General features: G+C 68.3%; 28 protein-coding genes, 1 tRNA gene and 1 pseudogene. 13 read left to right on the top strand and 17 right to left on the bottom strand.

All coding sequences use genetic code 11. The features are described from left to right. Positions 1-119 precede the first annotated feature (119 nt). Positions 120-860, top strand: a complete 741-nt coding sequence (locus KME79_RS01825; protein WP_219543017.1) for a helix-turn-helix domain-containing protein — start codon at positions 120-122, stop codon at positions 858-860. Continuing rightward, entirely contained in the window at positions 860-1,336 is a 477-nt protein-coding gene (locus tag KME79_RS01820) for an NUDIX hydrolase (RefSeq protein WP_219543016.1), read from the top strand. The genes KME79_RS01825 and KME79_RS01820 overlap by 1 nt, the downstream gene beginning before the upstream one ends. Here KME79_RS01820 and KME79_RS01815 read toward each other — a convergent pair. From KME79_RS01815 to KME79_RS01805, 3 genes are all read right to left on the bottom strand, one after another. Then, positions 1,304-1,870 (bottom strand): HD domain-containing protein, encoded by a 567-nt coding sequence (locus KME79_RS01815; protein ID WP_308248745.1) that lies wholly within the window; start codon positions 1,868-1,870, stop codon positions 1,304-1,306. The genes KME79_RS01820 and KME79_RS01815 overlap by 33 nt on opposite strands. 82 nt (positions 1,871-1,952) lie before the next feature. After that, positions 1,953-2,426 carry a GntR family transcriptional regulator gene (locus KME79_RS01810; RefSeq protein ID WP_246639064.1) on the bottom strand — a complete coding sequence of 158 codons (474 nt, stop codon included), beginning with the start codon at positions 2,424-2,426 and terminating at the stop codon, positions 1,953-1,955. After that, positions 2,410-2,763 carry a hypothetical protein gene (locus KME79_RS01805; protein ID WP_219543014.1) on the bottom strand — a complete coding sequence of 118 codons (354 nt, stop codon included), beginning with the start codon at positions 2,761-2,763 and terminating at the stop codon, positions 2,410-2,412. Before KME79_RS01805 ends, KME79_RS01810 begins: the two co-directional genes overlap by 17 nt. Before the next feature lie 160 nt (positions 2,764-2,923). Between KME79_RS01805 and KME79_RS01800 the strand changes: the two genes are divergently transcribed. Continuing rightward, the gene (locus KME79_RS01800; RefSeq protein WP_219543013.1) at positions 2,924-3,652 is read left to right on the top strand and encodes an XRE family transcriptional regulator; all 729 of its coding nucleotides are present in this window, start codon (positions 2,924-2,926) and stop codon (positions 3,650-3,652) included. Positions 3,653-3,964: 312 nt separating this feature from the next. Beyond that, positions 3,965-5,206, top strand: a complete 1,242-nt coding sequence (locus KME79_RS01795; protein WP_219543012.1) for a trypsin-like serine protease — start codon at positions 3,965-3,967, stop codon at positions 5,204-5,206. Here KME79_RS01795 and KME79_RS01790 read toward each other — a convergent pair. After that, complete coding sequence (locus KME79_RS01790) at positions 5,203-6,039, bottom strand: hypothetical protein (RefSeq protein WP_219543011.1); 837 nt, start codon at positions 6,037-6,039, stop codon at positions 5,203-5,205. The genes KME79_RS01795 and KME79_RS01790 overlap by 4 nt on opposite strands. Before the next feature lie 600 nt (positions 6,040-6,639). On the opposite strand from KME79_RS01790, the gene KME79_RS01785 reads away from it, so the two are divergent. Beyond that, positions 6,640-6,700: transfer RNA gene (locus KME79_RS01785), tRNA-Phe, on the top strand. Positions 6,701-7,231: 531 nt separating this feature from the next. On the opposite strand, the pseudogene KME79_RS01780 reads toward KME79_RS01785, so the two are convergent. From KME79_RS01780 to KME79_RS01770, 3 genes and pseudogenes are all read right to left on the bottom strand, one after another. Further along, positions 7,232-8,057: pseudogene (locus KME79_RS01780) on the bottom strand (tyrosine-type recombinase/integrase); the annotation flags it as partial. Positions 8,058-8,094: 37 nt separating this feature from the next. Further along, positions 8,095-9,480 carry an amidohydrolase family protein gene (locus KME79_RS01775; RefSeq protein WP_219543010.1) on the bottom strand — a complete coding sequence of 462 codons (1,386 nt, stop codon included), beginning with the start codon at positions 9,478-9,480 and terminating at the stop codon, positions 8,095-8,097. Further along, positions 9,477-10,238, bottom strand: a complete 762-nt coding sequence (locus tag KME79_RS01770) for an Atu4866 domain-containing protein (RefSeq protein ID WP_246639063.1) — start codon at positions 10,236-10,238, stop codon at positions 9,477-9,479. The genes KME79_RS01775 and KME79_RS01770 overlap by 4 nt, the downstream gene beginning before the upstream one ends. A 102-nt stretch (positions 10,239-10,340) precedes the next feature. On the opposite strand from KME79_RS01770, the gene KME79_RS01765 reads away from it, so the two are divergent. Then, positions 10,341-11,195, top strand: coding sequence for a helix-turn-helix transcriptional regulator (locus KME79_RS01765; RefSeq protein ID WP_219543009.1), 855 nt, complete (start codon positions 10,341-10,343; stop codon positions 11,193-11,195). Next, positions 11,192-11,662: an Atu4866 domain-containing protein gene (locus tag KME79_RS46080; RefSeq protein ID WP_308248743.1), complete on the top strand. Its 471-nt coding sequence runs from the start codon at positions 11,192-11,194 to the stop codon at positions 11,660-11,662. Before KME79_RS01765 ends, KME79_RS46080 begins: the two co-directional genes overlap by 4 nt. A 130-nt stretch (positions 11,663-11,792) precedes the next feature. Here KME79_RS46080 and KME79_RS01755 read toward each other — a convergent pair whose 3' ends face one another. The 3 genes from KME79_RS01755 to KME79_RS01745 all read right to left on the bottom strand — a co-directional run bounded on the left by KME79_RS01755 (position 11,793) and on the right by KME79_RS01745 (position 14,889). Next, complete coding sequence (locus KME79_RS01755; protein ID WP_219543008.1) at positions 11,793-13,043, bottom strand: trypsin-like serine protease; 1,251 nt, start codon at positions 13,041-13,043, stop codon at positions 11,793-11,795. A gap of 174 nt (positions 13,044-13,217) precedes the next feature. Beyond that, complete coding sequence (locus KME79_RS01750; RefSeq protein ID WP_219543007.1) at positions 13,218-13,859, bottom strand: AlbA family DNA-binding domain-containing protein; 642 nt, start codon at positions 13,857-13,859, stop codon at positions 13,218-13,220. 322 nt (positions 13,860-14,181) lie between these two features. After that, positions 14,182-14,889 (bottom strand): alpha/beta fold hydrolase, encoded by a 708-nt coding sequence (locus tag KME79_RS01745; protein ID WP_219543006.1) that lies wholly within the window; start codon positions 14,887-14,889, stop codon positions 14,182-14,184. 80 nt (positions 14,890-14,969) lie between these two features. Here KME79_RS01745 and KME79_RS01740 point away from each other — a divergent pair, with 80 nt between their 5' ends. The 3 genes from KME79_RS01740 to KME79_RS01730 all read left to right on the top strand — a co-directional run bounded on the left by KME79_RS01740 (position 14,970) and on the right by KME79_RS01730 (position 18,029). Further along, the gene (locus KME79_RS01740) at positions 14,970-15,941 is read left to right on the top strand and encodes a helix-turn-helix transcriptional regulator (protein WP_308248742.1); all 972 of its coding nucleotides are present in this window, start codon (positions 14,970-14,972) and stop codon (positions 15,939-15,941) included. A gap of 356 nt (positions 15,942-16,297) precedes the next feature. Further along, positions 16,298-17,107, top strand: a complete 810-nt coding sequence (locus tag KME79_RS01735; RefSeq protein WP_246639062.1) for an alpha/beta fold hydrolase — start codon at positions 16,298-16,300, stop codon at positions 17,105-17,107. 37 nt (positions 17,108-17,144) lie between these two features. Further along, entirely contained in the window at positions 17,145-18,029 is an 885-nt protein-coding gene (locus KME79_RS01730) for a helix-turn-helix domain-containing protein (protein ID WP_308248741.1), read from the top strand. A 149-nt stretch (positions 18,030-18,178) separates the two neighbouring features. Here KME79_RS01730 and KME79_RS01725 read toward each other — a convergent pair whose 3' ends face one another. Next, complete coding sequence (locus tag KME79_RS01725; protein ID WP_219543005.1) at positions 18,179-18,724, bottom strand: AAA family ATPase; 546 nt, start codon at positions 18,722-18,724, stop codon at positions 18,179-18,181. 444 nt (positions 18,725-19,168) lie between these two features. Between KME79_RS01725 and KME79_RS01720 the strand changes: the two genes are divergently transcribed. Continuing rightward, positions 19,169-19,474, top strand: coding sequence for a hypothetical protein (locus tag KME79_RS01720; protein WP_219543004.1), 306 nt, complete (start codon positions 19,169-19,171; stop codon positions 19,472-19,474). A gap of 147 nt (positions 19,475-19,621) precedes the next feature. Next, entirely contained in the window at positions 19,622-19,831 is a 210-nt protein-coding gene (locus KME79_RS01715; protein WP_219543003.1) for a hypothetical protein, read from the top strand. Between the two features lie 201 nt (positions 19,832-20,032). Here KME79_RS01715 and KME79_RS46795 read toward each other — a convergent pair whose 3' ends face one another. The 4 genes from KME79_RS46795 to KME79_RS01695 form a co-directional block, all read right to left on the bottom strand. Continuing rightward, entirely contained in the window at positions 20,033-20,377 is a 345-nt protein-coding gene (locus KME79_RS46795) for a response regulator transcription factor (protein WP_308248740.1), read from the bottom strand. A gap of 192 nt (positions 20,378-20,569) precedes the next feature. After that, complete coding sequence (locus KME79_RS01705; RefSeq protein ID WP_219543002.1) at positions 20,570-20,914, bottom strand: hypothetical protein; 345 nt, start codon at positions 20,912-20,914, stop codon at positions 20,570-20,572. Then, positions 20,911-21,459, bottom strand: coding sequence for a GNAT family N-acetyltransferase (locus tag KME79_RS01700; RefSeq protein ID WP_219543001.1), 549 nt, complete (start codon positions 21,457-21,459; stop codon positions 20,911-20,913). Before KME79_RS01700 ends, KME79_RS01705 begins: the two co-directional genes overlap by 4 nt. A 4-nt stretch (positions 21,460-21,463) precedes the next feature. Beyond that, positions 21,464-21,874 carry a DUF6223 family protein gene (locus KME79_RS01695; protein WP_219543000.1) on the bottom strand — a complete coding sequence of 137 codons (411 nt, stop codon included), beginning with the start codon at positions 21,872-21,874 and terminating at the stop codon, positions 21,464-21,466. A gap of 175 nt (positions 21,875-22,049) precedes the next feature. Here KME79_RS01695 and KME79_RS01690 point away from each other — a divergent pair, with 175 nt between their 5' ends. Continuing rightward, positions 22,050-23,258 carry an RNA polymerase sigma factor gene (locus tag KME79_RS01690; RefSeq protein ID WP_308248739.1) on the top strand — a complete coding sequence of 403 codons (1,209 nt, stop codon included), beginning with the start codon at positions 22,050-22,052 and terminating at the stop codon, positions 23,256-23,258. Positions 23,259-23,273: 15 nt separating this feature from the next. On the opposite strand, the gene KME79_RS01685 is transcribed toward KME79_RS01690, so the two are convergent. Together KME79_RS01685 and KME79_RS01680 are read right to left on the bottom strand one after the other, a co-directional pair. Beyond that, positions 23,274-23,639, bottom strand: a complete 366-nt coding sequence (locus KME79_RS01685; protein WP_219542999.1) for a YciI family protein — start codon at positions 23,637-23,639, stop codon at positions 23,274-23,276. A 108-nt stretch (positions 23,640-23,747) separates the two neighbouring features. Further along, the gene (locus KME79_RS01680) at positions 23,748-24,167 is read right to left on the bottom strand and encodes a S26 family signal peptidase (RefSeq protein ID WP_219542998.1); all 420 of its coding nucleotides are present in this window, start codon (positions 24,165-24,167) and stop codon (positions 23,748-23,750) included. Positions 24,168-24,428 lie beyond the last annotated feature (261 nt).

Genomic DNA, 24,428 nt, shown 5'->3' with positions numbered 1-24,428 from the left:
CTTGCTTGCGAACCGAGAATGCGACGGAGTGTCAGGACGAGATCACTACACGACGGGACATGTTCAAGACGTCCGGCCTACGATGGCCAGGTCCCCGGACGTCCCACGGAGCGGGAGAGATGGCGAACGAACGGCTACGCGCGGCCCTGCTACGGAAAGGCGTGTCCATCGCCGATCTGGCCCAGGCCATCGAGGTCGACCCCAAGACGGTCGAGCGGTGGGTGACCAAGGGGCGTGAGCCGTACCGTAAGCACCGCTTTGCCACGGCTTCGTACCTGGGGGTGGACGAGGCGTACCTGTGGCCGGAAGCGCTCAGCCCCGAGCAGGTGACGTCCGCGTCGCGGAGCGAGATTATCGCGATCTACCCGCACCGCTGGTCGGTGCCCCGGGACATCTGGGGACGACTGTTCGGAGCCGCGTCGCAGGACATCGGCGTCCTTGTCTACAGCGGGTTGTTCCTGGCCGACGACGGCGGCATGGTGCGACTGTTCGGCGACAAGGCCCGCGCGGGAGTACGGGTGCGCATCCTGCTCGGCGATCCCGACAGCGCCGAGGTCGCCCAGCGCGGCGCCGACGAGGAGAGCGGCGACGGACTGGCCGCGCAGATCCGTAACGCTCTGGTGCTGTACCGGCCGATCAGCGGACTGGACAACGTCGAGATCCGAATGCACCGCACGGTGCTCTACAACTCGATCTACCGCGCCGACGATGAATTTCTGATCAACACCCACGTGTACGGCAGCCGTGCCGGCAACGCCCCCGTGCTGCACCTGCGACGGGTGGCGGGTGGCGACATGGTGGCCACCTACGCCGACAGCTTCGACAAGGTATGGGACCAGGCCAAGCCGGTGGAGCCGTGATGGCACGACGCATCGACTTCTACGACGACCCCGACGCGCCCAAGCCCAACAGCCTCGTGCCGTCCGTGAACGTCATCGTCACCAACGAGGCCGGCGACGTGCTGATGATCCGCCGTACCGACAACGACAACTGGGCCGTCCCCGGCGGCGCGATCGACCTGGGCGAGTCCATTCCTCAGGCCGCCGTACGGGAGACGCTGGAGGAGACCGGCATCCTGTGTGAGATCACCGGTCTGGTCGGCACCTACAGCGACCCCCGCCACGTCATCCTCTACACCAGCAACGGCGAGGCCCGCCAAGAGTTCTCCCTCGTGCTGACCGGCCGTGCCGTCAGCGGCGAACCGACGCCGAGCAGTGAGTCGCGCGAGGTCCGCTGGGTTTCCCGCGACCAGGTGGCGGGACTGACGATGGATCGGTCGATGCGGATGCGGATCGAGCACTACCTAGCCGGTACCGGCCTGCCGCACATCGGTTAGCGCCGCCTCCACCGCCCGCACCGACGACACGATGCACGGCGTCGCATCGGTGATCGACCGGCTCACCACGTGCTCGGGACCGTACCGGGAGTGGATCTCCGCCAGCCGGTCCCGTACGTCCAGATGCCGCCCGTCCGGATCGGTGGTCATGTCGCAGTAGGTGAGCGCCCGCGCCAGGTCGGGCCGTTCCTGGTTGAACTCCTTGGCCAGGACGTCGAGCAGGTCGCGTTGGCGGGCCTCGTTGTCCGCGCAGGAGTGGTAGGCCACCAGACGGCACAGCCGCTCATCGGCCCCGGCCACGTTGCGCAGGTAGCGGGCGCCGTCGAGCTGGTGCATGCCGGTGTCGACCAGGTCCGGGGCGTAGCCGATGTCATGCAGCAGGCACGCGGCGATCAGGATGTTGGTGGCCGCGCCGAGGATCGGGGCCAGCCTCTCGGCCTGCTCGGCTACCCCTTGGGTGTGCGCCCAGCGCCGGGGCAGCTCCGCCTTCAGCAGGTCCTTGGCCAGGCCGTATGCCCACTCAACTTGTCCCACGTGGTTCACGATAGGCGGCAAGGCCGCCCTCGCATCCAGAGGGCGAGGCGAGACGTCCCCGGACGTCTCGCCAGCGGGTGTGTCAATCTCGGACGAAACGGCCCCGGCCATGCTCGGCCACGATCAGCCCCTCGTGCTCCAGGACGGCCAGGGCTTGCCGCACGGTGTTGCGCGAGGTGGCGAAGCGGCGGCGTAGCTCGGCCTCACTCGGCAACGCCGCACCGGGGGCGAGGTCGCCGGACTGGATCTGCTCGCGCAGGGTCGCGGCGATCTCCTGGTACCGGTACGAGGTGGCTCCGGGCTGCCCGGCGACCACGTGGCCCTTGGACGGGACGGTGACCACCAGCCCTTCCTTCTCCAGGAGGGCCAGGCCGCGCCGGACGGTGTTGCGGGCCACGCCGAACGTCCGGCACAGCTCCGCCTCAGAGGGCAGGACCGTGCCGGGCGGGAACTGGCCCGTGTGGATCTGGTCGCGGATGCGGCTGGCGATCTGGGGGTAGGCGCGCCCGCCGGTCAGCCATCGGCGCTCGGCCATCGTCTCAGCCGCGGTGGGCATCGAGGATGTGGTCCAGGTTGATGCTGAGTTCGCCCTGCTCGCCGTCGTGCCAGCCGTCGCGGGCGGCCTGCTCGATGCGGTCGACCGCGCCGGCCATCTGGAGGAAGGAGACCCGTTCGTCGTTCTGGTCGCCCCAGTAGAACCAGCAGAACGACAGGTGCACGAACACCCGCCGCATCCGGCCTCGGCTGTCGGTCACGTCCAGGGCGGGGCGGCCGTCGGCGGTGATGATGAGCACCGCCGTGACGTCCCGCGCGGACAGCTGCTCGCGGAGGGCGGCCAGCAGCCGTTGTGCGTAGGCGCGTTGCTGGTCCTTGATGGTCTTGCTGGTCTGCATGCCGAGTCTCCCTGACGTCGGTGCGGGTGCGGGTGCGTGTGCTGTGGGTCGAGGTTCGCCCCAGCAGGTGGGGCGGGAACACCGCAACTTGGGGACGTCTAGGGACGTCTGATGTTAACGTCGCAGCACAGGGTCACCTTCCGGAAGGAGCAGGCCGGTCGTGAACGACAACCTCCGCTACGCACTGGCCGCCGCCCGGCTCAACACCATCGACGTCGCTGCCGCCCTGGCTGTCGACCCCAAGACCGTCAGCCGATGGCTTCAAGGCCGCATTCCCTACCCGCGTCACCGCTGGGCCGTCGCCGACCTCCTCCACGTCGACGAGGCCGACCTATGGCCGGAGGTCGCGCCACGACACCACGCACTCGCCGCAGGCGTCGAGGCGATCTATCCGCACCGCTGGGCCGTCCCTCAAACGGTCTGGCGCAATCACTTCAGCGCTGCCCGACAGGACATCGGCATCCTGGCCTACAGCGCGTTGTTCCTGGCCGAGGACCGGGCGGTTCTCGACAGCCTCACGGCCCGCGCGAAGGCCGGCGTCAAGGTCTGCATCCTCCTGGGCGATCCCGAGGGGGAGGCCGTTGCCCAGCGCGGAGCCGACGAGGGCATCGGCGCCGAGGTGATGGCAGCCAGGGTTAAGAACGCGCTGGCGCTGTACCGGCCCCTGCTCCGAGTCCAAGGCGTCCAGATCCGCCTTCACCGCACCGTGCTCTATAACTCCATCTACCAGGCCGACAACGAACTGCTCGTCAACACCCACGCCTACGGCACGCCCGCAGCCAACGCCCCGGTCATGCACCTCACCGGTGGCGACGACGAAGGGCCAGCAGCGACTTACCTCACGAGCATGACCCGCATCTGGTCCATCGCTCAGCCCTGCCACCAGTAGCTCAAGCACCATCAGACACAGCTACGGGCAACCCAGAAAGCAACTTATCTGCTCGTCATCAAGGCCAGCCCGCCTGCGGCGGCCTGGCGCGCGTTGGGCGGTCGCTGGCCGCGCTGCGGCTCTCCGGCCGATCGCGGCCAGCACCGCCACGCGTTGGACTTCAACGAGTCCACTGGGCAGGCCTGCGCATAAGCCGTCAGGTGATCAAGATCTTGACAGTGAAGCCATGATTACATACAACAAGATCAGGTACGCGAGAGAAAGGAAAACATGCACAGATTACAGTGTTTCCGGCGATTACTGGTCCCGTTCATGGCTGCACTGACTGTGGGCGCGATTATCGCGCCGGTTTCGGCAGCTGAAACGGTCGGCGACGACCCGGAGTCGAAACTGTCCATCGAAGGAAAGCCCTTCAGTCACCTACCTCCAGGCACTCTGGATCTGATGAAGGAGCAGGAGCCGCGTAAACGGGCCGCGAACAAGATACAAGAAGCCCTGGTGCAGCTCGTCGGTGACGTCCGGAATCCGCAGGGGAGCGGCTTCGCCGGTATTCACATCAACAACGAAGGCGTGCAGGTCTGGTGGAAGGGCAAAGTGCCCTCTGACATCTCCGCCGCCATTGAAAGCGCACGAGTCGACGCCCCGGTGACCGTCACGCAGGCCCCATACTCCCGCGCCGAACTGCACGCCGAGGCGGACAAGCTCAAAGAGCAGATGTTCAAGGACCCCAAGGGGTCCATCCACCGGGTGGAGGTCAAGGGCGACGGCTCGGGCATAGTCGCCGTAACCGAGGTCACCACGGCACCGTCACAACTGCAGGCCAGTTACTCGGCCTTGGCCGACATACGCGTCCCCCTGACGATCAAGCAGGAACCCCGGGCTAGGACCGCTGGCCGTCTCAACGACACCAATCCCTTCTTCGCAGGCGCGAGAATCTGGGACGGCGGAAGCGCCTTCTGCACTGCGGGCTGGCCCGTGCAGGGGCGCACCAGCGGCTACTCGTATCTCGTGACGGCGAGCCACTGTGGCTACGAAGGCCAGTACTGGTGGAACAGTGCAGGATCGGCGAACATCGGCTACGCCACCAGTGAGAGGGTCAACTACGACCTCATGCTGATCGGGATGCCGGGCCCCGCATCCAAGTACATGTGGGACGGGGGCGTCCCTGGCGGCGCCAACACCAGCCCCGAGTACACCAAGTGGGTCGCCGGATGGAGTCACGTCACCCCGGGCGAATGGCTTTGCACCTCGGGATCGTACAGCGGCGCCGTGTGCCTGTGGCAGGTCAGGAACGACTTCCCGGTCGGATACTGCGACACCGACCTGTGGGGTACTTACGAGTGCTATGGCGACATGTTTCACGCCGACCAGGTCAACGGGGAGCGCGGATGCCGCGGCGGCGACAGTGGAGGCCCGGTATTCTCGCTCAGCGGCGATTACTCCTACGTCTTCGCTGAGGGCATCATCAGCGGCTGTAACCAGAACGGTGACGGCGACTACTTGGTGTTCCAGGACTTCTACACGGCCATACAGTCGCTTGACATAGTCCTCTAGCGAGGCGGCTTGCCGGGTATCGGCGCCACGTCCTCGTGGTGGACGACCGGAAGATGGCCGGCCTCGTCGAGCAACCCTCTGTTCCCCAGGGGGCTGCTCAATACGTAGGTGAACGGCCGAGCCCGGAAATCGGCGGTCGAGACGCACATCCTGTCCAGGGACGCCGGAGGCTTGGCCGTACTGACGATGACCACGTCCGAAGTTTCCATGATATGCACGGTCGGCCGCTCGTCCCCCTGTTCTCCGCAGCCGTGCCCCGAGTCCATCCATACGGTGATCTCGGGTTTCGTGCGGTCTGCGCTCACCCGCATGATCTTCGAGGACGAGGAGACCGACCCGAGGCGCCAGAATGCCTGAGGGGAAAGCGCCGGCCACGTCAACGATCCGCCGCCCGCGATCTGAAATCTCCAGGCCGGTAGTCGTATCAGGCCGCGATCGGAGAGGAATTCGTGAGTAACGTGTTCAGCGTTCAGAACGGTGCCCTCGCGTCCCGGTGCCGCACGTCGCTCCATATGTCGCCTCACTTCTTCATACGCCGCGATGGGGGAGATCTGCGGAAGGCTCGCGGTGCCGTCCGCCAACAGGACGTCGGCTGGTTTCGGAGCTTGTGAAGACAAATTCGCGCCAAGCCGCACTCGGGTGATGTAGCCGCCGGACTTGTTCACTTCCGGAAGGGCTCCGATCAGCACGACCGGCCGCGGCTGCCGGGATTCCGGGAATGCTGCCCACTGCTGCGCAAGTAACGCCGGGTCCCGCAACTCCGACCGGCCTTCTCCGGTGACTGCGAACGATGCGATGGCCAGGAGAAGCGCGGAGTACACCGCTCTTTTCATGGGGCGATTCCTTTCGTTTGGCAAATCTCCGGCCGTGGCGTACGCACACGGGCCTCACATCCCTTAAACGAAATTCCGTGCGGTGATGGCGGGTCGCGGCAATGTGATGTGCATCACATTATCGTCCTGGCGAGACGTTGCGATCTCGTCACGCCGCATGCCCCTGCTCTCGTCCTGACGTGGGCAGTTCGGGGCCTTCGCACCCCGTGAACAGGGCGGAAGCAGGTCGTTTCCTAGACAGTGGCTAGTACTACCAGCCCGACGACGGCGCAGCGCCAGCGCAGATCCATACTGAAGGCACACCTGCAGTGATCCCGACGGCGCATCCTGGGCCTCGCTCGCGCACTCGCGACCTGCTGGGCAAATTATACGGCCCAGGCATGAGCCGCTGCGAGCAAGCAAAGCGACCCGCTAACGACGATCGCGGACTTCGGTGCCCGTCGTACGGGCTGGGGCGATCGGTGGCAAGGCCCTCCTCCGTCGGGCCTTGCCACCGGGTGACCATGGATGAGGTGACAGCAGCACTGACAGCAACGTCCCCTCATGCCGACGCATCTGCGCCATCGTCCACACGCGCCTGACCACAACCTCGATCATCCGAGCAGGGTGATTGCTCCGCCTGAAAAGCGGAAGGTCGGCGGTTCGACCCCGCCCCTGACCACCTTAGATGACCAGCAAGAATGCCCCGTAGCGATCACCGCTCCGGGGCGTTTCTGTGTCTGCTGACGGCAACCCTGACGGCAACGTCCTCTACCTGTAGCGTCGCGAGCAGTTGAGAGATCCCCAGAGCTTCCCGCGCGACTTGCGGGACATGTGGGCATAATGTGATCCATGGGAGGGCGCGCGCGCCGCCGGAACCGGCGGCCCACACAGCCGCGGCCTGTCGATGCCCTCATACCGGGTCTGGCTGCGATGGGGGCCGCAGCCGCTGGCTTCGATGAAGCGCCCACGCCATCCCAAGTAGGGTTCATGCTCCTCTCCGGTGGCATGACCAGTTGGATCGCCTGGCGCGGGGCACGGTGGAGACACGACGATAAATCGTCGCCCAAGCGTGGTGTTGCCCTAAAAAGTCCTAACAAGCTAAGTCGCGCTAGCCTGCCCGAAAGCAGGAGGTTGACAGCTCTGGCGGCTTAAAGTCCCAGGTCACAGAGCTAAGGGGCCTTCCCGAGTGAGGGAAAACCCCTTAAGACTTCTATTGGAGTGAATCTCCGAGCCGTCGAAGTGCTTTTCGTTTCTCATCGAGAGAAGCGTGGGCACAGATCGTCATGGTGACCTCAATGTCGCTGTGGCCGATGATCTCCCGGACGATGTGCGGCGGGACGCCGAGGTCCAGGAGGAGGCTCACGCAGGTGTGCCTCATGTCGTGGAGGCGTATCTCGCCGAGGCCGGCGGCCTGACGGACGGCTCCCCAGCTTCGGTGGGGATTGTCGGGTTCCATCGGCGTTCCCCGCCGAGACGGGAAGACGAGTCCATGATCGTCCCAGTCAGGCCAGACGTCTGACCGCTCGACGAACCGCCGCCTGCGGTGCTCCGTGAGAGCATCGACACAGATCTCGGGCAGCGGGATCGTGCGCTCGGAGTTCTCCGTCTTGGGACGGACGAACCGGAGCTCGCCACCGACGCGCTGGAGAGTCTGGACCACCTCCAAAGTGCCCGAGTCGAGGTCGACGTCCTCCCAGCGAAGGCCGAGCAGTTCCCCGCGCCGGAGACCGAGGCAGAGGACGTACAGCGAGTGGAACCGATCCTCACGAGATACCCTCAGCACGCGTCGACGAGGGCACGGAGACCGTGACGAGCTTCGCGATGTTCCGCGGAATGATCTCCTCACGTACGGCCCGTTCGAGCGCGTTCCGAAGGACCGCGTGGATGGACTGGATCATCCGTGTGGACAGATACGACCCGCAGCATTTCGGAGCCTCAAGGGCGCAGCAGGTGGGCCGCTCACGGGAGGCGTCCCATCCGTGCTCGCAGCACTGGCATTCCTTCCGGACGCGGTTGATGAAGACCCGAACGTCTCGCTACCCGTCGGCGGAATCAGGCCGGGCGCTCAGGGCATCAAGCGGCCCGCCGACCGGTGATGGCGTCGACCGAGTCGTGCACCTGGGTGCGCAGGTCGTCCACGTCGACGCCGACGAGGCGCCCGGCCCACTTGCGGACGCGACCGGCGACCCAGACCGAGGTGATGTTGCCACGGTCGGCACCGAGCACGAGAGTCCCGACCGGGTCGTGCAGCGGCATGGTGTTGAGGTCCTCCGCGTCGACGACGATGAGATCCGCCTGCTTGCCGGGTGTGATGGTCCCGGTGGTGTCGTCGAGCCGGAGCGTTCGGGCGCCGGACAGCGTCGCGAAGTCCAGGACGTCACGTGTCGTGATGCGTACGGGCTCGTTGTCGGTGCCGTAGGCGGCGTGGACGGCGCGCATGCGTTGGACGGCGAGCAGGGTGCGCATCTGCGTGAACATGTCCGACGCGAGCGCGACCTCGACATCCACCGACAGACCGGGCCGGATGCCATATTCGAGCGCCTCGTCGACCGGTGGGACGGCGTCTTCGAGGCCGATCTGCATGTCGGAGGTCGGCGCGAGCGACACGGTGACGCCCGTGTCGCGCATCGCGGACCACGCGTCGCCGGACAGGGCCGTCGAGTGGATCGACTCGATGTGCGGTCCGAGCAGTCCTTCTCGCTCCCACCGCACGATCGCCTCGGACGCCGCCGCCCCGAACATGACGTCGAGGCTCACTCCGATGTCGAGGTCAGCCGCGACCCGGGCCAGGTCGTGGCCGTAGGCGAGGCGCGCCCCGGCGATATCAGGGGTGGCGAGAGCGGCGAGTCTCAGCGTGACCAGCTGGTCGTCGGTGGAGAAGTAGGTCGTCCGAAGTCGTGCCAGGTCGTGCGGCCACTGCTGGTCCCAGTCGCCGAAATGCGGGCTCATCGACGCGTGTACGCCGCGGATGCCGGATTCGAGCAACGCGTGGATCGCGGCGTCGGAGTGCTCGCCGGTTCGGGAGTTGTGGGAGAAGTCGAGCATCGTGGTGATCCCGCAGTCCAGCGCCGTGAGCGCCGCCAGGCGGGTTCCGACGTACATGTCGTGCGGCTGGTACAGCGGCGCGACCTGCATGAGCGTGGACTGGAGATAGCCCGCGAGGTCGTTGACGTCGGGAATGGTGCGCCGCATCTGGGCCTGCCAGGAGTGACGGTGCGTGTCGACGAACCCGGGGGCGACGATGGAACCCGACACGTCGATGACGATCGCGTTCGCCGCCGTCAGGCCGCGGCCGACCTCCGCGATCCGATCGCCGCGCAGGAGCACGTCGGCGTCTTCGAGCGTCCCCAGTACAGGGTCCACGGTCACCACGGTACCGCCGGTGAGCAGGACCAGACGGTCCGGATCACGCTCGGCAATGGTGAGCGTTTCGAGGGTGGGCAGGAGGTTCTCTGTCATCGGACGTCCTTACGGCGCATCGTGTAGCCGGCGTGGTGCAGGGTGTCCCCGTCGAATTGGCCGAAGGCCCAGAATCCGAGGTCGTCGAGATAGTCGATGCGGTCGCCGTCGATCCAGTAGCGGCCTTGGTACGCGTGCGCGCGTCCGCCGCGGGTCTCGTCGTAGCGGCCGTCGGCGGTCAGCTCCTGGTGCAGGAAGTCCTCGGTGTCGATCCAGACGCCGACCCGGTCCGGGTCGACGCGGCCCGCGACGCCTCCGTCGGCGTCCGTCGTCGCGGGGTGCCGCGACGACGGGGCGAGCACGGTCCCGCCCCATGCGATCGGCACGCCGTCACGCAGGACCGCGCGCAGCCGCCCCGGATCGGTCAGCGAGGTACGCAGCGCCGTGGGCAGGTCCGGCGCGTCGGCGTCGTCCAGGACGGCGAGGTGCGCCGGGACACCCGGGGTGAGCGTGCCCGGACCCGCTGTGCCCGGACCCTCTGGGTGCGGGGCGTACGCGAGCATGGCGCTGATGTCCAGGACGGCGGGGATGATCGTGGTACCCGTGGCACGGATCACCACGGCGTCGTCGTCTTCGGCGGCGGTGATGATGCCCGGGCCGACGCCGACGACGAGTCCCGCGCCGATCAGCACGTCGGCGTGCTCCATGGTCCCGATGACCGGGTTGAGGGTGTGCACGGTGGCATCGGTCAGCAGCAGTGGACGAGCGGCGCCCGTGAGGACGGCGTCAAGGTCAGCGGAAGTGAAGATTTCGGTCATGCGTTTGATTGTTGACAGGGCCTGGTCTGGGGAGAAGGCCGTGTTCGTCCTGGGTGCACTGGGACCAGGCTCCCGGCCGCGGGGAAAACTAGCCTGGTCGGCATGACAACCTCAAGACTGGGTGACTACCTACAGGCCCGGCGCGCGCAGGTGGCGCCGCCCGATGTCGGTCTGCCCGAGGACGGGCGGCGGCGCGTCCCCGGCCTGCGCCGCGAAGAGGTCGCGATGCTGGCCCGCATCAGCGTGGACTACTACCTGCGGCTGGAGCAGGGGCGTGAGCGGCGGCCATCGCCGCAGGTCCTGGACGCGCTGAGTGACGCGCTGCTGCTGGACGACGACGGCCGGCTGCACCTGTACCGGATCGGGGGGGTGATCCCGCCCCCACGCCGGCAGGGCAGCATCGAGCAGGCGGCCCCCCAGTTGCTGGCATTGGCCGAGCTGTGGGACCGCACGCCGGCCCTGCTCCTGGGACGGGCCTACGACGTCCTGGCCGCGAACACGCTGGGGCGCGCGGTCTTCGACCACCTCCAACCCGGCACGAACCTGCTGCTCACGATTTTCCTCGACCCGTCGGTTCGCTCGTTCTACATCGACTGGGAGAAGGCCGCGGCCAATGTGGTCGCGGGATTCCGTTTCCTCGAAGGCGCCTGGCCGCACGACCCGAGGATCCAGGAGGTGCTGCGGACTGCCATGGAGAACAGCCGCGAGTTCGCCGACCTCTGGCGGCGGCGGGACGCACGCGGCAAGAGTGACGCCGCGAAGGTCCTGCTGCATCCCGATGTCGGCGAGCTGACCCTGCAGCTACAGGCCTTCGACGTACGCTCCGCTCCAGGGCAGCAGTTGATCGTCTACCACGCTCAGGAGGGCACTCGGACCGCGAACGCGCTGCGTCTGCTCGGCTCGCTGACGGTGACTCGCTCCGGAGACCGGGACGATATGCGAGGGAGAACCTCGTGAAGACCCGCCTCGAAACCATGGTCGGCTGCATGGGCGTCGCCGTGTTCCTCGCCGGAGGTCTCGCCGCGTGCTCCGCGGGGCCGGACAGCGAAAGACTCGCAGGCCCTGACAACGCGGCGCAGCACGGCCGGCAGGAGACGCCGTCACCCGCCACGGCGACACCACGGACACGCCCGGACGAGAACGGAGAGGCGTCACCGCACCCGTACGTCGGAATGTGGGTGACGGCCGACGGGCACATCCGCCAGGAGCTGCTCGCGAACGGCCGCTACGACGAGGCCCGCGGAGAGCGGGAGAGCGCCTACACGGGTTCCTATGTGGTCTCCGGGACCCGGATCGAGTACGCCGACGACACCGGATTCAGCGCGGACGGGACGTTCGACGGAGACGTACTGCACCACGGGGGCTACCTCTTCTACCGAGAGGGCAGCGACGCGCACCGACGAGCCAAGGAGGAACAACGGTGACGAACGGGGCACGGGCGGCGTCGACGACGATCGGCACACCTGTCCTGCTCATCACCACACCCGACGGTTTTCAAAGAGCGTTCTTCGGTCCCGCCCGCGTACCCGTTCGGCCTCTCGTCAGGTCGAGGCGTCAGCCGGTCATGATGGCGATTCCCGGGAATGCGGAGGTCGCGTTGCTCCACGGCGCGTAGTACAGCCGCCAGGAGCAGACCCGGCCGGTGACGACGTAGCCGGTGCAGGGCACCTGAGCACTGGTGTCGATGAGGGAGATGACCCCTACCGCGTACTGCTGGATGATGCCGGACGGTTCCGGAGTCTCCACCGGGCCGCCGCTGTCGCCCTGGCCGGCCGCGTTCTTGTACGTCGGACTCTCGACGCGGACCAGGCCACGGAATGTGTCTCTGGGACCGAAGATCGTGACGTTGATCGCCTTCACCTGGCAGAGGCAGACGGTGCCCGAGTAGGCGCCGGAGGTGCAGAGCCACATGCCCACGTAGGAGGCCGAGGTGCCGACGACCGGGTTGCTGAACTCCTGGGGTGTGGCGGCGGGGTCGTTGTTGTAGACACGACCGGCGGTGTTCGCGCGGATCAGCATCACGTCGCGGCTGGTGTTGGCGTAGGCGATCGGGCCGATCACCTGGCCGGTCGGGTCGGTGGCCGTCTGCCCGACGCTACCGCAGTGGGCCGCGGACAGCATCCAGCTCACCCCGCCGAGAGTGACGGCGAAGCCCGTCGAGCAGCCGAGCCCGGTGCCGGCGTTGCGCCAGGCCGCGCCGCCCAGCCAGGGTGCGTCGTCGTTCCAGCGGCTGGCCGGGGCCGGCGTGACGCCGGCCTCCACGGTGACCGGCACCGCCGAGCCGGCGACCTTCGAGCGGGTCAGGCCGTGGTCGGCGCCCGAGACCGTCAGGCCCGAGCCGTCGACGTTCGGCGCGATCGAGGTGATCGCGCCGCCGGAGGCGCGGACCAGGCGGTTCATCTCGCTCTCCAGTTCCCGGGCCGAGTAGGCCGCGGGCAGGACACTGACCGGGACGTCCCGGCGCAGTCGGCCGACCAGGTCGTCGATGCGCTCGGGGGTGTCTCCCTTCCAGTAGACGCGCAGTTCACGGTTCTCCGGCGCCGCGACGATGCCGGCGAACCCGGTGTCGCCCCGCGTCTTGACGGCGGCGGTGACGCGGTCGGCGGCCTTGACCAGCTTCTCCTGGGTGGCCACCAGATCCTTCCAGGAGGCGAAACCGCCCGGGACCTCGGCGGTGTCGCCGGTGTCGGCGGCGTCCTTGACGGCGGCGGGGGCCGCGGTGGCCTGGACGGCGCCCACTGCGACCATGGCGAAGGCGACTCCCAGCGCCACTGCCAGGCGTGCGGTGATTGGGGGGATTTTCACCGGATGCTCCTCTGTGTCTTACTTGAGGGGATGCCTCCGATATTTCATGTGTTTACGGGGCAATCAATATCTTGACATCGGTTTATAGGGTGGTAAATCAATATAGTCAGACAGCTTTGTGATCCCGAGGAGTTCCCCACGGCGCAGGCCGAGGCGGAGCGCGGTGTCGACGCTTTAGCTGCGTGGGGGGAAGAGCGGTTCCTGCTGGGCGCGGCGGTATCGGACGTTCGGACTGCGATGGCTACCACCGACGGTCTCGATGACGTTCTCTTCACGTAGGACGCGAAGCCATCTGCGGACGATCTGGTCTCCGAGACCGGTGCGCGAGGACAGTTCGGCACGGGAGAGTGTTTCGTGGCCCAGAGCGTCGAGGATCGTCTGCCGGCGGTCGGCGCGCTGCGGGTGCGGTGTGGATCGATGCTCCGCCAGGTGATAGCGCGTCCACCGGCCGGTTCCTTCCGGAAGGATCAATTCGCGGGAGACCAGATCCCGGAGCTCGAGTGTCGCGACGCGTGAGTCGACGCCGGTGTGCTCGCGATAGGACCTATTGTCCATGGGCTCGTCTTCGCCTTGCCGTAGGAGGGCGAGGAAGAGCCCTTGGCTGGGCGGGATCCGCCAATCCCGTGGCCTTGAATCCGCGCCCTCTTCGAGGCCGAGGATGATCACTCCGCCGTTCCTGTTGGCGAACGCGGACAGTGTCTCCCGCAACGACTTCGGCAGCCCACCCTCCGCCTTCTTGACCTCGACGTCGCTGATGTCCGCACCCACCGCCCGCAGGTTCTGGACGATCTCCCCGAGATCGGCGGTCAGCACCATGAACTCCCGAGCTTGCTCGCCAACATGTTTGTAACCATGCTAACGAACAAGTTGTTCTGACGAACGGTTTCGCCGAGGTGACGGGTCGGGAAGCGGTGCTGGACAAGGGTGACCGGGCTTGTCTCGGATGATGAGGAGACGGCCCGCCGAACAACGCCGCACCCGCGATCGTGGCGATCGCTGTGGCTGAGTTGCTTGTCGGCGTGGAGATGGCCTCGATGTGGCCGACGGCCCAACGAGCAGGCTTTTGGGGACGCTTTTTCACTGAGGTTCGTCCGCGTCACCACGTAAGGGCTTCTCACGAAGGTGAACGAGGAGATTGTCAGAGCAACGCGGCGAGGTCCGCCGGTCGCGTGAACATCGGCCAGTGACCGGTCGGCAGCTCGACGAAGGTCCATTGGGGTGTGCCGAGCTCGGCGAACGCCGGATTCCCCGAGGCGATCAGCTCGCGAATCACCGCCGCCGGCATCGTCGAGGCGACCATGGTCTTCGGCGTCGCTGGGAGCCGCCCCGGCCGCTGAACCGACTGGGTGACCGCGCCCCACGGCTCCGCCGTCGCCTTCGCGCTGATCTGCGCCCAATACTCCTGGGTCAGTCCGGCGAACATCCGCTCTCCCTCTTCGAAGGCGGGCGCGTCGAGCGCACAGCCGTCCCCGACCTGAGCGCGCCAGGCCTTCTGCGTGGCCTCGTCATTGAAGTCGATCACCGCCACACCGGACGGCAGCGGCGCGGTGTCGACATAGACCACCCGGCTGAGCCGCTCGGGATGCCGGTCGGCGACCGCGGTCACCGGGACATTCGCCCCGCTGTGCCCGACCAGGACCACCTCCTCCCATCCGTCCATCGCCGCGAGGATGTCCAGGACATGGGTCTCCACGCCGACCTCCGGCGACAGCTCCCCGGCCCGCTCCGCCAACCCCGTCAGGGTGACCGCCCGCACCTGGTGTCCCGCGGTGCGCAGCTCTTGCGCCACCTCGTCCCAGGCCCAGGCGCCGAGCCAGAAGCCGGGAACCAGCACGTAGTTCGCCATCTCATCGTCCTTCCAGTGAGCCGACGTCGCTACGCTAAAGCTGATAGCGGACAGAATCCGCCCGGATTAAGAGGTGACCTGTGTCATATCCGGCGACCCGGATGCTGGCGATGCTCGAACTGCTTCAGGCACACCACGAGCTGGGCGGCCGCGACCTGGCGCAGCGCCTCGGTGTGGACGAGCGGACCGTCCGGCGCTACGCCGCCCGGCTCGCCGAACTGGGTATCCCGGTCACCGCCGAGCGCGGCCGCTACGGCGGCTACCACCTGATGCCCGGCTACAAGCTGCCCCCGCTGATGCTCACCGACGACGAGGCCACCGCCGTGGTTCTCGGCCTGCTCGCCGGACGCCGCCTCGGCCTCGCCGCCGAGGCCACCGAGGCCGCCCTGGCCAAGATCCGGCGGGTGCTGCCGATCACGCTACGGGAACAGGTCAGCGCGCTGGAGGAGACCTTGGGCTTCACCCTCGCCGAACGTGCGGCGCCGACACCCGCGAGCCGGGCCGTGCTGACCCTGGCCGCCGCGATCCGCGACCGCCGCCGGGTCACCCTGCGCTACCGCTCCTGGAAGGGCGACCAGACCGAACGCGAACTGGACGGCCACGGCCTGGTCTTCCACTCCGGCCGCTGGTACGTGACCGGTCACGACCACTGGTCCGGCGAGACCCGCACCTTTCGGCTCGACCGGATCTCCACCGTCGTGCCGGGGGCTGCCTCCTACGAGATTCCCGAGGAGTCCGACCCGGTGCGGCAGGTGACCGCGTCGCTGGCCCAGGTGCCGTACGCGCACGTCGTCGAGGTCGTCCTGCACGTTCCCCTCGCCGAGGCCGCCCGCCGCGTCCCGCCGTCGGTGGCCACCCTCACCGAGGCCCCGGACGGAGTCCTCCTGCGGATGCGGGCCGAGTCCCTGGACGGCATGGCCGCCATGCTCGCCGGGCTCGGCTTCCGGTTCACGATCGTGTCGCCGAGGGAACTGCGGACCGCCGTCCAGCGCCTGGCCGAGCGCCTGCTGACCTTCGGCGCCGACGGCGACCGTCAGCCGGCATGCCACTGAGGTGCGACCCGGGACGGAGCCGAGTCGCACCGCGCTGAACGGCACCGACCACCGCAGTCATGACGAGCGGAACACAGCGATCGGCGCCTACGTACGCCGGCGCAACGCCCAAGCCCAGCCCAGGACGAACAGCCGCTCGCCGTGGCTGGTCATCCGGTGACCATGGCTACGGTGACACAGCGCTGACAGCAACGTCCCCACACACCGACGCATCCGCGCCACCGTCCCCACGCGCCCTGCCCGCGGGCACGCAGTGCTGGTTGATCGATCGTGCCCCATGCTGGTCCGTCGGTCGTCGAGCCTGCGGGAACATTCGTCCAAGACTGATGGTCTAGCGTTTGTGCATAGTCCCATGCATGAGTAAGTACGAGTTCGAGCGCTCGCATCGGATGCACGTGGTCCACAACGGCCCGCGACAGGCGCCGCCACTGCTGCTCATCCACGGATCGGGGGCTTCGGGCGCCTCCTGGAGCCCGATGGTCCCGGAACTCGCCGGCCACCATCACCTCATCCGGGTCGACCTCCCAGGCTGCGGCCAGTCCCCGCCCGCGCCGTCGTACGAGGTGCCCGACCAAGCAGTCCGGGTGGCGGCCGTGCTCGACGGCCTCGGCCTTGGTCCCGTCGCCGCGGTGGGGCACTCCAGCGGCGGCTACGTCGCCACCGCGCTGGCAGAACAGCGCCCCGACCTGGTGAGGTCGCTCGTGCTGATCAGCACCGGCCCGAGTCCCGATGCGCTGCTTCCGCAGCCGTTCATCCTCCGGGTCCTGTTGGGCCCGCCTCTCGGCCCCTTGTTGTGGTCGAGGCGTTCGGACGCGATGATCCGCAGAGGGCTCAGCGCGACGGCCGCTCGCCCGGTGCAGATCCCGGACGACATGGTCGCCGAACTGCGCGGGACCTCCTACCGCGCGTTCAGGACGACGCTGCGCCGAAACAGCGCGTACATCGCTGAGCGAAGCGTGCCCGAGCGTCTGGCCGCCCTCCAGGTACCGGTTATGGTGATCTTCGGCGCCGCCGACCCCCGCTGGGAGCCGTCGTCGGCGCACCAGTACGACGCGGTGCCCAGCTCCCGGGTCGAACTGCTGCCCGGCGTCGGGCACCTACCCATGTTGGAAGCCCCTGAGACGACCAGCGAACTGCTGCTGGGCTTCACGGGAACATGCCACTGACACCAGGCCCGCGATCCCTGACGCCTAGAGTGGTCGTGTGCTGTCGACAGGGGCACCACCCGACTGGGCGCAGGTGGAGGTCGCCGTCCCGCGCTCATCCGGTCGGCTGCCGGGGATCAGCATGGCCGGGTTCTGTCACCGTTCCCCCGCACCCGTCGACATCGCCATGGTCGCGCACCCGTCTGTCACCTTGCTCGTCGATCTGAGCGACGGAGAAGGCATCGTCTACGACATCCACGGCCGACGCGAGCGCGGCAGTGTCGTCGTCGGGCTCCTCCCAGGCGATTTTCGAGCAACCGGCCGAGGGGTCGGACAGTGCCTCCAGATCCGGTTCGAGCCGGTGGCGGCGGCCGCGGTGTTCGGCGCATCGATCGAGCTCACCGGGACGCTGGCAGCCCTTGAGGATGTCTGGGGTCGCGACGCCGAGCAAGCCGAGGACAGGCTGCGCGCCGCTGCGTCATGGGACGAACGGTTCACGATCGTGGCGGATGTCCTCGGCCGGCGGCTGCGCGCCCGCCCGCCGGTTCATCCGGAAGTCGCCTACACCTGGCGGCGGACGCTCACCAGCCGGGGGCGGGTGCGAGTCGACGGCCTGGCGGACGAGGTCGGCTGGAGCCGCAAACGCCTGTGGTCCCGATTCCGGTCCCAGCTCGGCATCAGCCCCAAACGCGCCGCCCAACTGGTGCGCTTCGACCACGCCGCCCACCTTCTCGCAGCGGGTAACGCCGCCGCCGGCGTCGCCGCCGAGAGCGGCTATGTCGACCAATCCCACCTCCACCGTGAGGTCAAGACGTTCGCCGGGCTCACGCCCACGGCCGTGGCCACCGCGCCGTGGCTCGCGATCGACGACGTTGCGTGGCCGGCTTCATCGCCGAACCGGAGCCCTGCGAAGAATGGCGAACGCAGCCCCTACCTTCGTTGAACAGCCTGCCTACGAAGATGCGGCTTCCACGTGCTGCGTGGACGGCACTGAGGCGTCTCCCAGCTTGCCGAGAGCCTATTGGCTGAGGCGGAAGTTCGGCCTGGGATAAGCCGAGCTGGCAGGACAAACTGCGCAGGTCCGTGGGCCGGTCAAGATGCGGCTTCGAGCAGCTTCTTGACCGTCGCCACCCGGTCCGGCAGCGGGCCTGGAGCGATCGGCACGCACTCGTAGCCGAGTGAGGTGTAGGTGTCCTGGTGGATCTGCTCGAATCGCAGGGACTCCTCGAAGGTGATCGATCGCGCGTCGGTCGGCGTGACGAACCCGAGGCTCTGAACGAAGAACACCTTCTTGGCGTAGATCTGCTGAGCTTGGATGCGCTCCAATTCGTGGGACAGAGCCGGAGAGACAGGATGGCCGAGGTAAGTGGCCAGGGCGTAGGTGCAGACGGGCGATCGATCGTAGATCTGTACATCTCCGGGAAGGGCCGCGGCCTGTTCCTGCCGTCGGCACTGCAAGGCGGCGATCGCCCCCACGAAGGACGGCTTCGTCCACGGCTCGGGTTCACCCCGAGCCTGCTCCAGGGCGATGACGTCCGTCGCCGCCTCTTCGACGACGGTGTAGCCGTCACACTCCAGCCAACGCAGGATCGTCGTCTTCCCGGCTCCAGGGGTGCCGGTCAGGATGTAGCGCTTCATCGACCGCCTTCGTACGTCTCGGACATGGACGCGGCCCAGCCCGCTTTGTCAGATGGTGTGATCGGCGGTCATCCGGAGGAGGAGATCCCGAGTTCCGGCCCGCGACAGGAGCGAGGGCCTCAATGATCCGTACATGAGGACAAGCCTCTGGACCCTCTTGATCGCACTCTACGTGAAGATCGACCAGGAGATCGCAGGAAACCGGTCGGGTGGGTTGACCGCCACAGCTCAGCGACTCCCGACCGACTTCCGATACAGGCCCCGGGCAGCACCATGAACCACCGAGCTTGAGGGCGTCCGCGCATTAGCTGCCCGCCGTTCCACTTGCCCCGCATGACTTCCAACGGCGGATGAAACTTACATCATCGGGTGCGGAAACCGGCCCGTACGAACAATCGAAGACTGACTCCCCAGAGTGCCCTTGGCCATGCGTTTCGGAGAAGCATGCAGAAAGTCAGTTGGCTCCGCCGGCTCGGTCTCGTCTCAGCGGTGGTGGCGGTCGGCCTGGCGACCGCGCCCTTGGCCGCGCACGCCGATGGCTATGACACCCCCCGCAGCGCCACTGGTCGGGGGGCGGGCAACACCTACGCGGCCGGGTTAGCGGCGGCCGAACAGCGGGCTCGACAAGACGTCCTCGCGGTCGGCCACGACTGCACCCCTGGGACCTATAGCACGCTGTTGATCTATTCCTCTCCAGGTGGCGGCACATGGGTCTTCGAGTCCACCCATAACGCGATGTGCGTCGACTGATCACGTTGCCGCGGATCGGCGGTTCGGCCCCGCCCCTGACCACCTCGTCTGAACAGCAAGAATGCCCCGTAGCGATTGTCGCTCCCGGGGCGTTTGCCGGCAACAGGTGGTGGCATGTGCATCTGTGCGGCTGCCAGAATTCCCGGTGTGAGCCGGACCGATAACACCATGCCGTTACGCATTCAGGAGCAGGACGGCCGCCGCTTCAGGCATGACGTCGGCGGGTCCTATGAGGGCATCGGGAAAGACGCGAACATCGCTGAGCGGAAGGCCCGGCAGCGCGTGCGGCTGACCCTGCTGCGGGGCGAGGAGCCGGAGCCGACCAGGCACCGCCGAAATGAGAAGTGGCAGTACTGAAAAGCGCTCCAGGAGTGCTTTCGCTGTAAGGTCCGATCAACGGCAGCGGGCTGATCAGCTTGCGGCGCGCGTGACGGGGTCGCAGTGGACCAACTGCGACTGCTTCCGCCTGAGGCGGATCGGCGTCTCTTGCAGTCTGTGTCAGTGCTGAGGGCCCGTCGGGGATGCCTTGCGCTGCCGAAGCGCAAGGAGCGGATCTGATCAGCCGCCCTCGCCGGGGCGGACCAGCCCGGACTCGTAGCCGAGGACCACGGCGTGCACCCGGTCGCGCAGACCGAGTTTGGCGAGTATGCGGGTGATATGCGTCCGTACGGTCGTGGCGGAGATCACCAGCCGGTCGGCGACCTCCTGGTTGTCCAGGCCCCGAGCCATCAGCGTGAACACCTCGAGCTCGCGCGCCGTCAGCCGGGAGAACGCGGCCGGCGGGCGGCCCGGAGGCGGGGTGGCGAGGAACCGTTCGATGAGCCTGCGGGTGATGGCCGGCGCGAGCAGCGCCTCGTCACGGACGACGGTCCGGCAGGCATGGACGAGGTCGGGAGGGTCCACGTCCTTGAGGAGGAACCCGCTGGCGCCGGCGCGCAGCGCGTCGTGGACGAGGGCGTCGTCGTCGAAGGTGGTGAGTATCAGGACCTTGGCGCCCCGTGGCGTGCCGCATGACGTTCGTGAGGGACTCCTGAGCGATCCGGTAGGCGGCCAGGTTGACCGCCGGCGGCAGTCCGCCGACCGAGCCTGTGACCGTCAGCTCGACCAGCACGCCGGCGGCACGCATGTCGCCGAGCCGGGCCAGGGAAGGACGGGGCCCCGGCCGCGGGAACTCCATCGAGGCCCGGCAGGAACCGCAGCTCCGCGGTCCGCGAGCCAGGGCGCGAGCGTGATCAGCCCGGTGAACGCGAAGTCGACCACCGTCTGTGACGCGGCGAACGGGATGGCGCCCCGCACCAGGGCCAGAGCCGCGACCAGGCCGGCGAGCGCCTGTTCGTGCTGGAGACGGCCGCCGGGGCTCCTGTGCCACGCGGGCGTGATGCGGCCGGCCGTACTGGCCCTGATCAACCGGACGCGGCCGGCCGTACTGGCTCTGATCAACCGGACAGTGTGATCGGGATCCACACGCCGAACCACTGCTCGGCGTCGTACTCCTCGAACCGTGCCACCTCGGTGAACCCCAGCTTCGCCGCGAGGCGCATCGAGCGGTCGTTGGCGGTCTGGGTGGTGAGCACCACCGGCTCGCGGGGAAGCGCGTCGGCGACCCAGTCGAGTGCCGCCGCGCACGCCTCGGCGGCGTACCCGTGTCCCCACGCCTCCGGCAGGAACATGTAACCGAGCTCGACCTCACCGCCGTCCGGACGGACGCGACCCGGACGGTCGGCGTCGCGCCGTTTGATGTCGACGATGCCGATCATCGACTCGTCGAGATCAGCCACGAAAAGGCCGGGGCGGCGCCGGGGCACGGCAGGCAACGCGCGCTCGAACTCGTCACGCGGTCGAGGGCCACCGATGTAGGTGCCCACCTCGGGCGAGGTGAACAGCTCGATGATCGCTGTACGGTCCCGGGCCTCGGGCTCACGGAGGACGAGCCGCTCGGTCTTGATGGGGGCGGGCGGCCAGGCGACGGGTCCGAGTTCGGTCATGCGGTCAATTTAGTGGCGGCGTGACCGGTGAGGGGCGGGAGCGGGCCAGGGCCAGCCCGCCGAGGGCCGCGCCGGCCAGCCCCAGCGCCAGGGCCATGGCCGCCCCGAACACTCCGTTGCCGGTGCCGAGACCGCCGTCGGCGACGGCCAGTTTCACCGCGCCGTTGAGCCCGCCGACGAGCCCCATCACCAGGGCCGCGATGGCTCTCCTCCTCCCGCCGCTGCCTGCCCGGCGGACGGAGCGCCACGCCGGCCAGCCGATGACCACACCGCCCACCGCCACCAGTGCGGCCACGCTGGCCCAGACGCGTTCAGGGGTTCCGAGGAACGTATCGACACCCTGGTCCGCGCATTCCGCCGGTGTCGTACACACGGGCGAGGCCACCTGTGCGGCGAGGTCGAGTAGGACGGACATGAGGCGCTCCTCCGCTTCCCGCTTGGACGCCAAGAACTATGTCCGCTGGACCCGCCGCCGGTCATCCCGCTGACGGAGACATCTCTCCCTACCGCGGACGCCGCACGAACGGCGAATCTACTGCGTCCGCGGTAGGCGTGACCGCTCCGTACGGTGAGGATTGCAGACTGGTGCGGTGAGTGACGTGGCGGAACTGCTGGACCGGATCTGGCGGACGGACGCGGCCGGCATGCTCGGCGCGCTCAGCCGGCGGCTCGGCGACTTCGACCGGGCCGAAGAGGGGTTGTCGGACGCGCTGGCCGAGGCGCTCAGGCGCTGGCCCGACGAGGGTGTGCCGGACAGCCCCACCGGCTGGCTGGTCACCACGGGCTGGCGCAGGGCGCTGGACCGGCTGCGCCGTGACGCCGTCGGCCGGGAGAAGATGGCGCGGCTGGCGGCGGAAGCGCCGCCTGAACCGGGCGTGGACGATCGGCTGGCGATGGTGTTCGCGTGTTGCCATCCAGACCTCCCCGAGCCGGCCCGGGTCGCGCTGACGCTGTACGCCGCCGGTGGCCTGAGTACGGCCGAGATCGCGGCCGCGTTCCTGGTGCCGCTGCCGACGATGGCGCAGCGGCTCTCCCGGGCCAAGCGTCAGCTGCGGAAGCGCGGCATCCGGTTCGAGGTGCCCCAGCCGCATGAGTACGTCGACCGGCTGCCGACCGTGCTCGCGGTGATCTATCTCGTGTTCAACGAGGGCTATCTGCCCAGTGGCCGGTCCGCCCAGCGGCGCGAGCTGGCCCGCGAGGGGGTCGAGCTGGCGCGCCAGCTCGCCGGGCTGCTGCCCCGTGAGCCGGAGGCCGCGGGTCTGGCGGCGTTGCTGGAGCTGCACCAAGCCCGCGTCGACGCGCGGTTCGACTCGCGGGGCCGCATCGTGCTGCTCGGCCGGCAGGACCGGCGACTGTGGGACAGGGCGGCGATCGGACGGGCGGCGCTGCGGCTGCGGGCGGCGGTGCGCCAGGGCCGGCCCGGGCCGTACCAGGTGCAGGCGGGCATCGCCGCGCTCCACGCCCTGGCCGTCTCGTACGAGGCCACCGACTGGGCCGGCGTGCGGGGGTTGTACGACCGGCTGTACGCGTTGGACCCGTCTCCGGTGGTGCTGCTGAACCGGGCGGTGGCCACGCGGTTCGCGGTGGGCCCGGCTCCGGCGCTGGACGAGGTCGACGCGCTCGGGGCCCGGCTCGCCGGCTATCACCTGTGGCACGCCGCCCGGGCCGACCTGCTGGCCGCGCTCGACCGTACGGCCGAGGCGCTGACGGCGGCGGAGCGGGCTCTGGAGCTGGCGACGAACCCGGCCGAACGGGAGCTGATGTCGCGTCGAGTGGGTGAGCTGGGGCGCCGGCTGTGAGACCGGCGCCCAGCGTCAGAGCTGTTCGCGGCTCATCACCGGACGGACCTCCAGCGCGCTCATGCCGGCCGTGAGCGGCCAGGTGGCCGCGATCCGCGCGGCCTCGTCGACGTCGTCGCACTCCAGCATGACGACCGCGCCGATGACCTCCTTGAGTTCCAGGTACGGCCCGTCGCTGATCATCGGCTGACCGGTCCCGTCGGCGCGCACGGTCTTCGCCGTCTCCCGGGGCTGCAGCTCGGCGCCGCCGTCAGCGATCTTGCCGGTCGGCTGCCACCGCTCGTACCAGTCGTAGACCTGCTTCATCGCGTCCTGCTCCTCGGCCGGGGACAGCCCGCTCCACTCGCGGTCGTCGCCGAAGATCAGCATCGCGTACTTCATCGTCACTCCTCGTGGTCGACAGAACTGCGTCGTCCGGGTGACGAACGGGCGGCACCGATCCTCGACAGGTTCCGCGAGAATTCTCGCCGCAGAATCGGCGTCAGGGGTTCAGGTGCCGATGGCGCGTACGACGACGCCGACGAGCTGCTCCTGGGTGACCAGGCCGTAGTCCCGCGAGTCGCGGCTGGCGTCGGGGTTGTCTCCCAGGATCGCCATCCGGCCCGGTGGGATGCGTTCGTGCGCGGGCGACGGTACGTGATCCGGTACGGGGTCCCCCGGTACGGCGGCCAGCCGTTTGATCACGTACCCCGCGGGGTGGCGCGGGTCCGCCATCCGGGCGTCCGGCACGACCACCACGATGTCGCCCACGCTCAGGCGTGACAGGGGCGCGCGGCGTACGAGGAGACGGTCGCCGGGACGCAAGGTGGGCGCCATGCTGAAGCCCGCGACCGTGGCCAGCACGAACCTGCGCCGCAGCACCGCGGCGAGGGCCGCCACGCCGGCACCGGCCAGGAGCACTGCGATCACGACCTGCACGGAAGGCGCCTCACTCATCGGTGCGGGGTTCAGGGAGCGCTGACGCGGAAGCGGCCACCGGCTCCGGGCCGGCGGCCACTCGCGCCCTACGTGTCGGCTAGCAGCTGTACTTGGCCCCTCTTACGTTGCAGGGCCCGCAGGTCGTCTGGCTGCTGTCGCAACCGCGGTCGCACCACCGGGAGATGGAATAGACGCCGCTGCAGTAGCAGAATTCCTTCCAGGTCGTGCAGGCGGCTTGAGCGGTGACCTTGG

The organism is Nonomuraea harbinensis (assembly GCF_019396385.1).
GTDB classification, from domain to species: Bacteria; Actinomycetota; Actinomycetes; order Streptosporangiales; family Streptosporangiaceae; genus Nonomuraea; species Nonomuraea ferruginea.
This window is presented reverse-complemented; position numbering and strand designations above follow the sequence as displayed.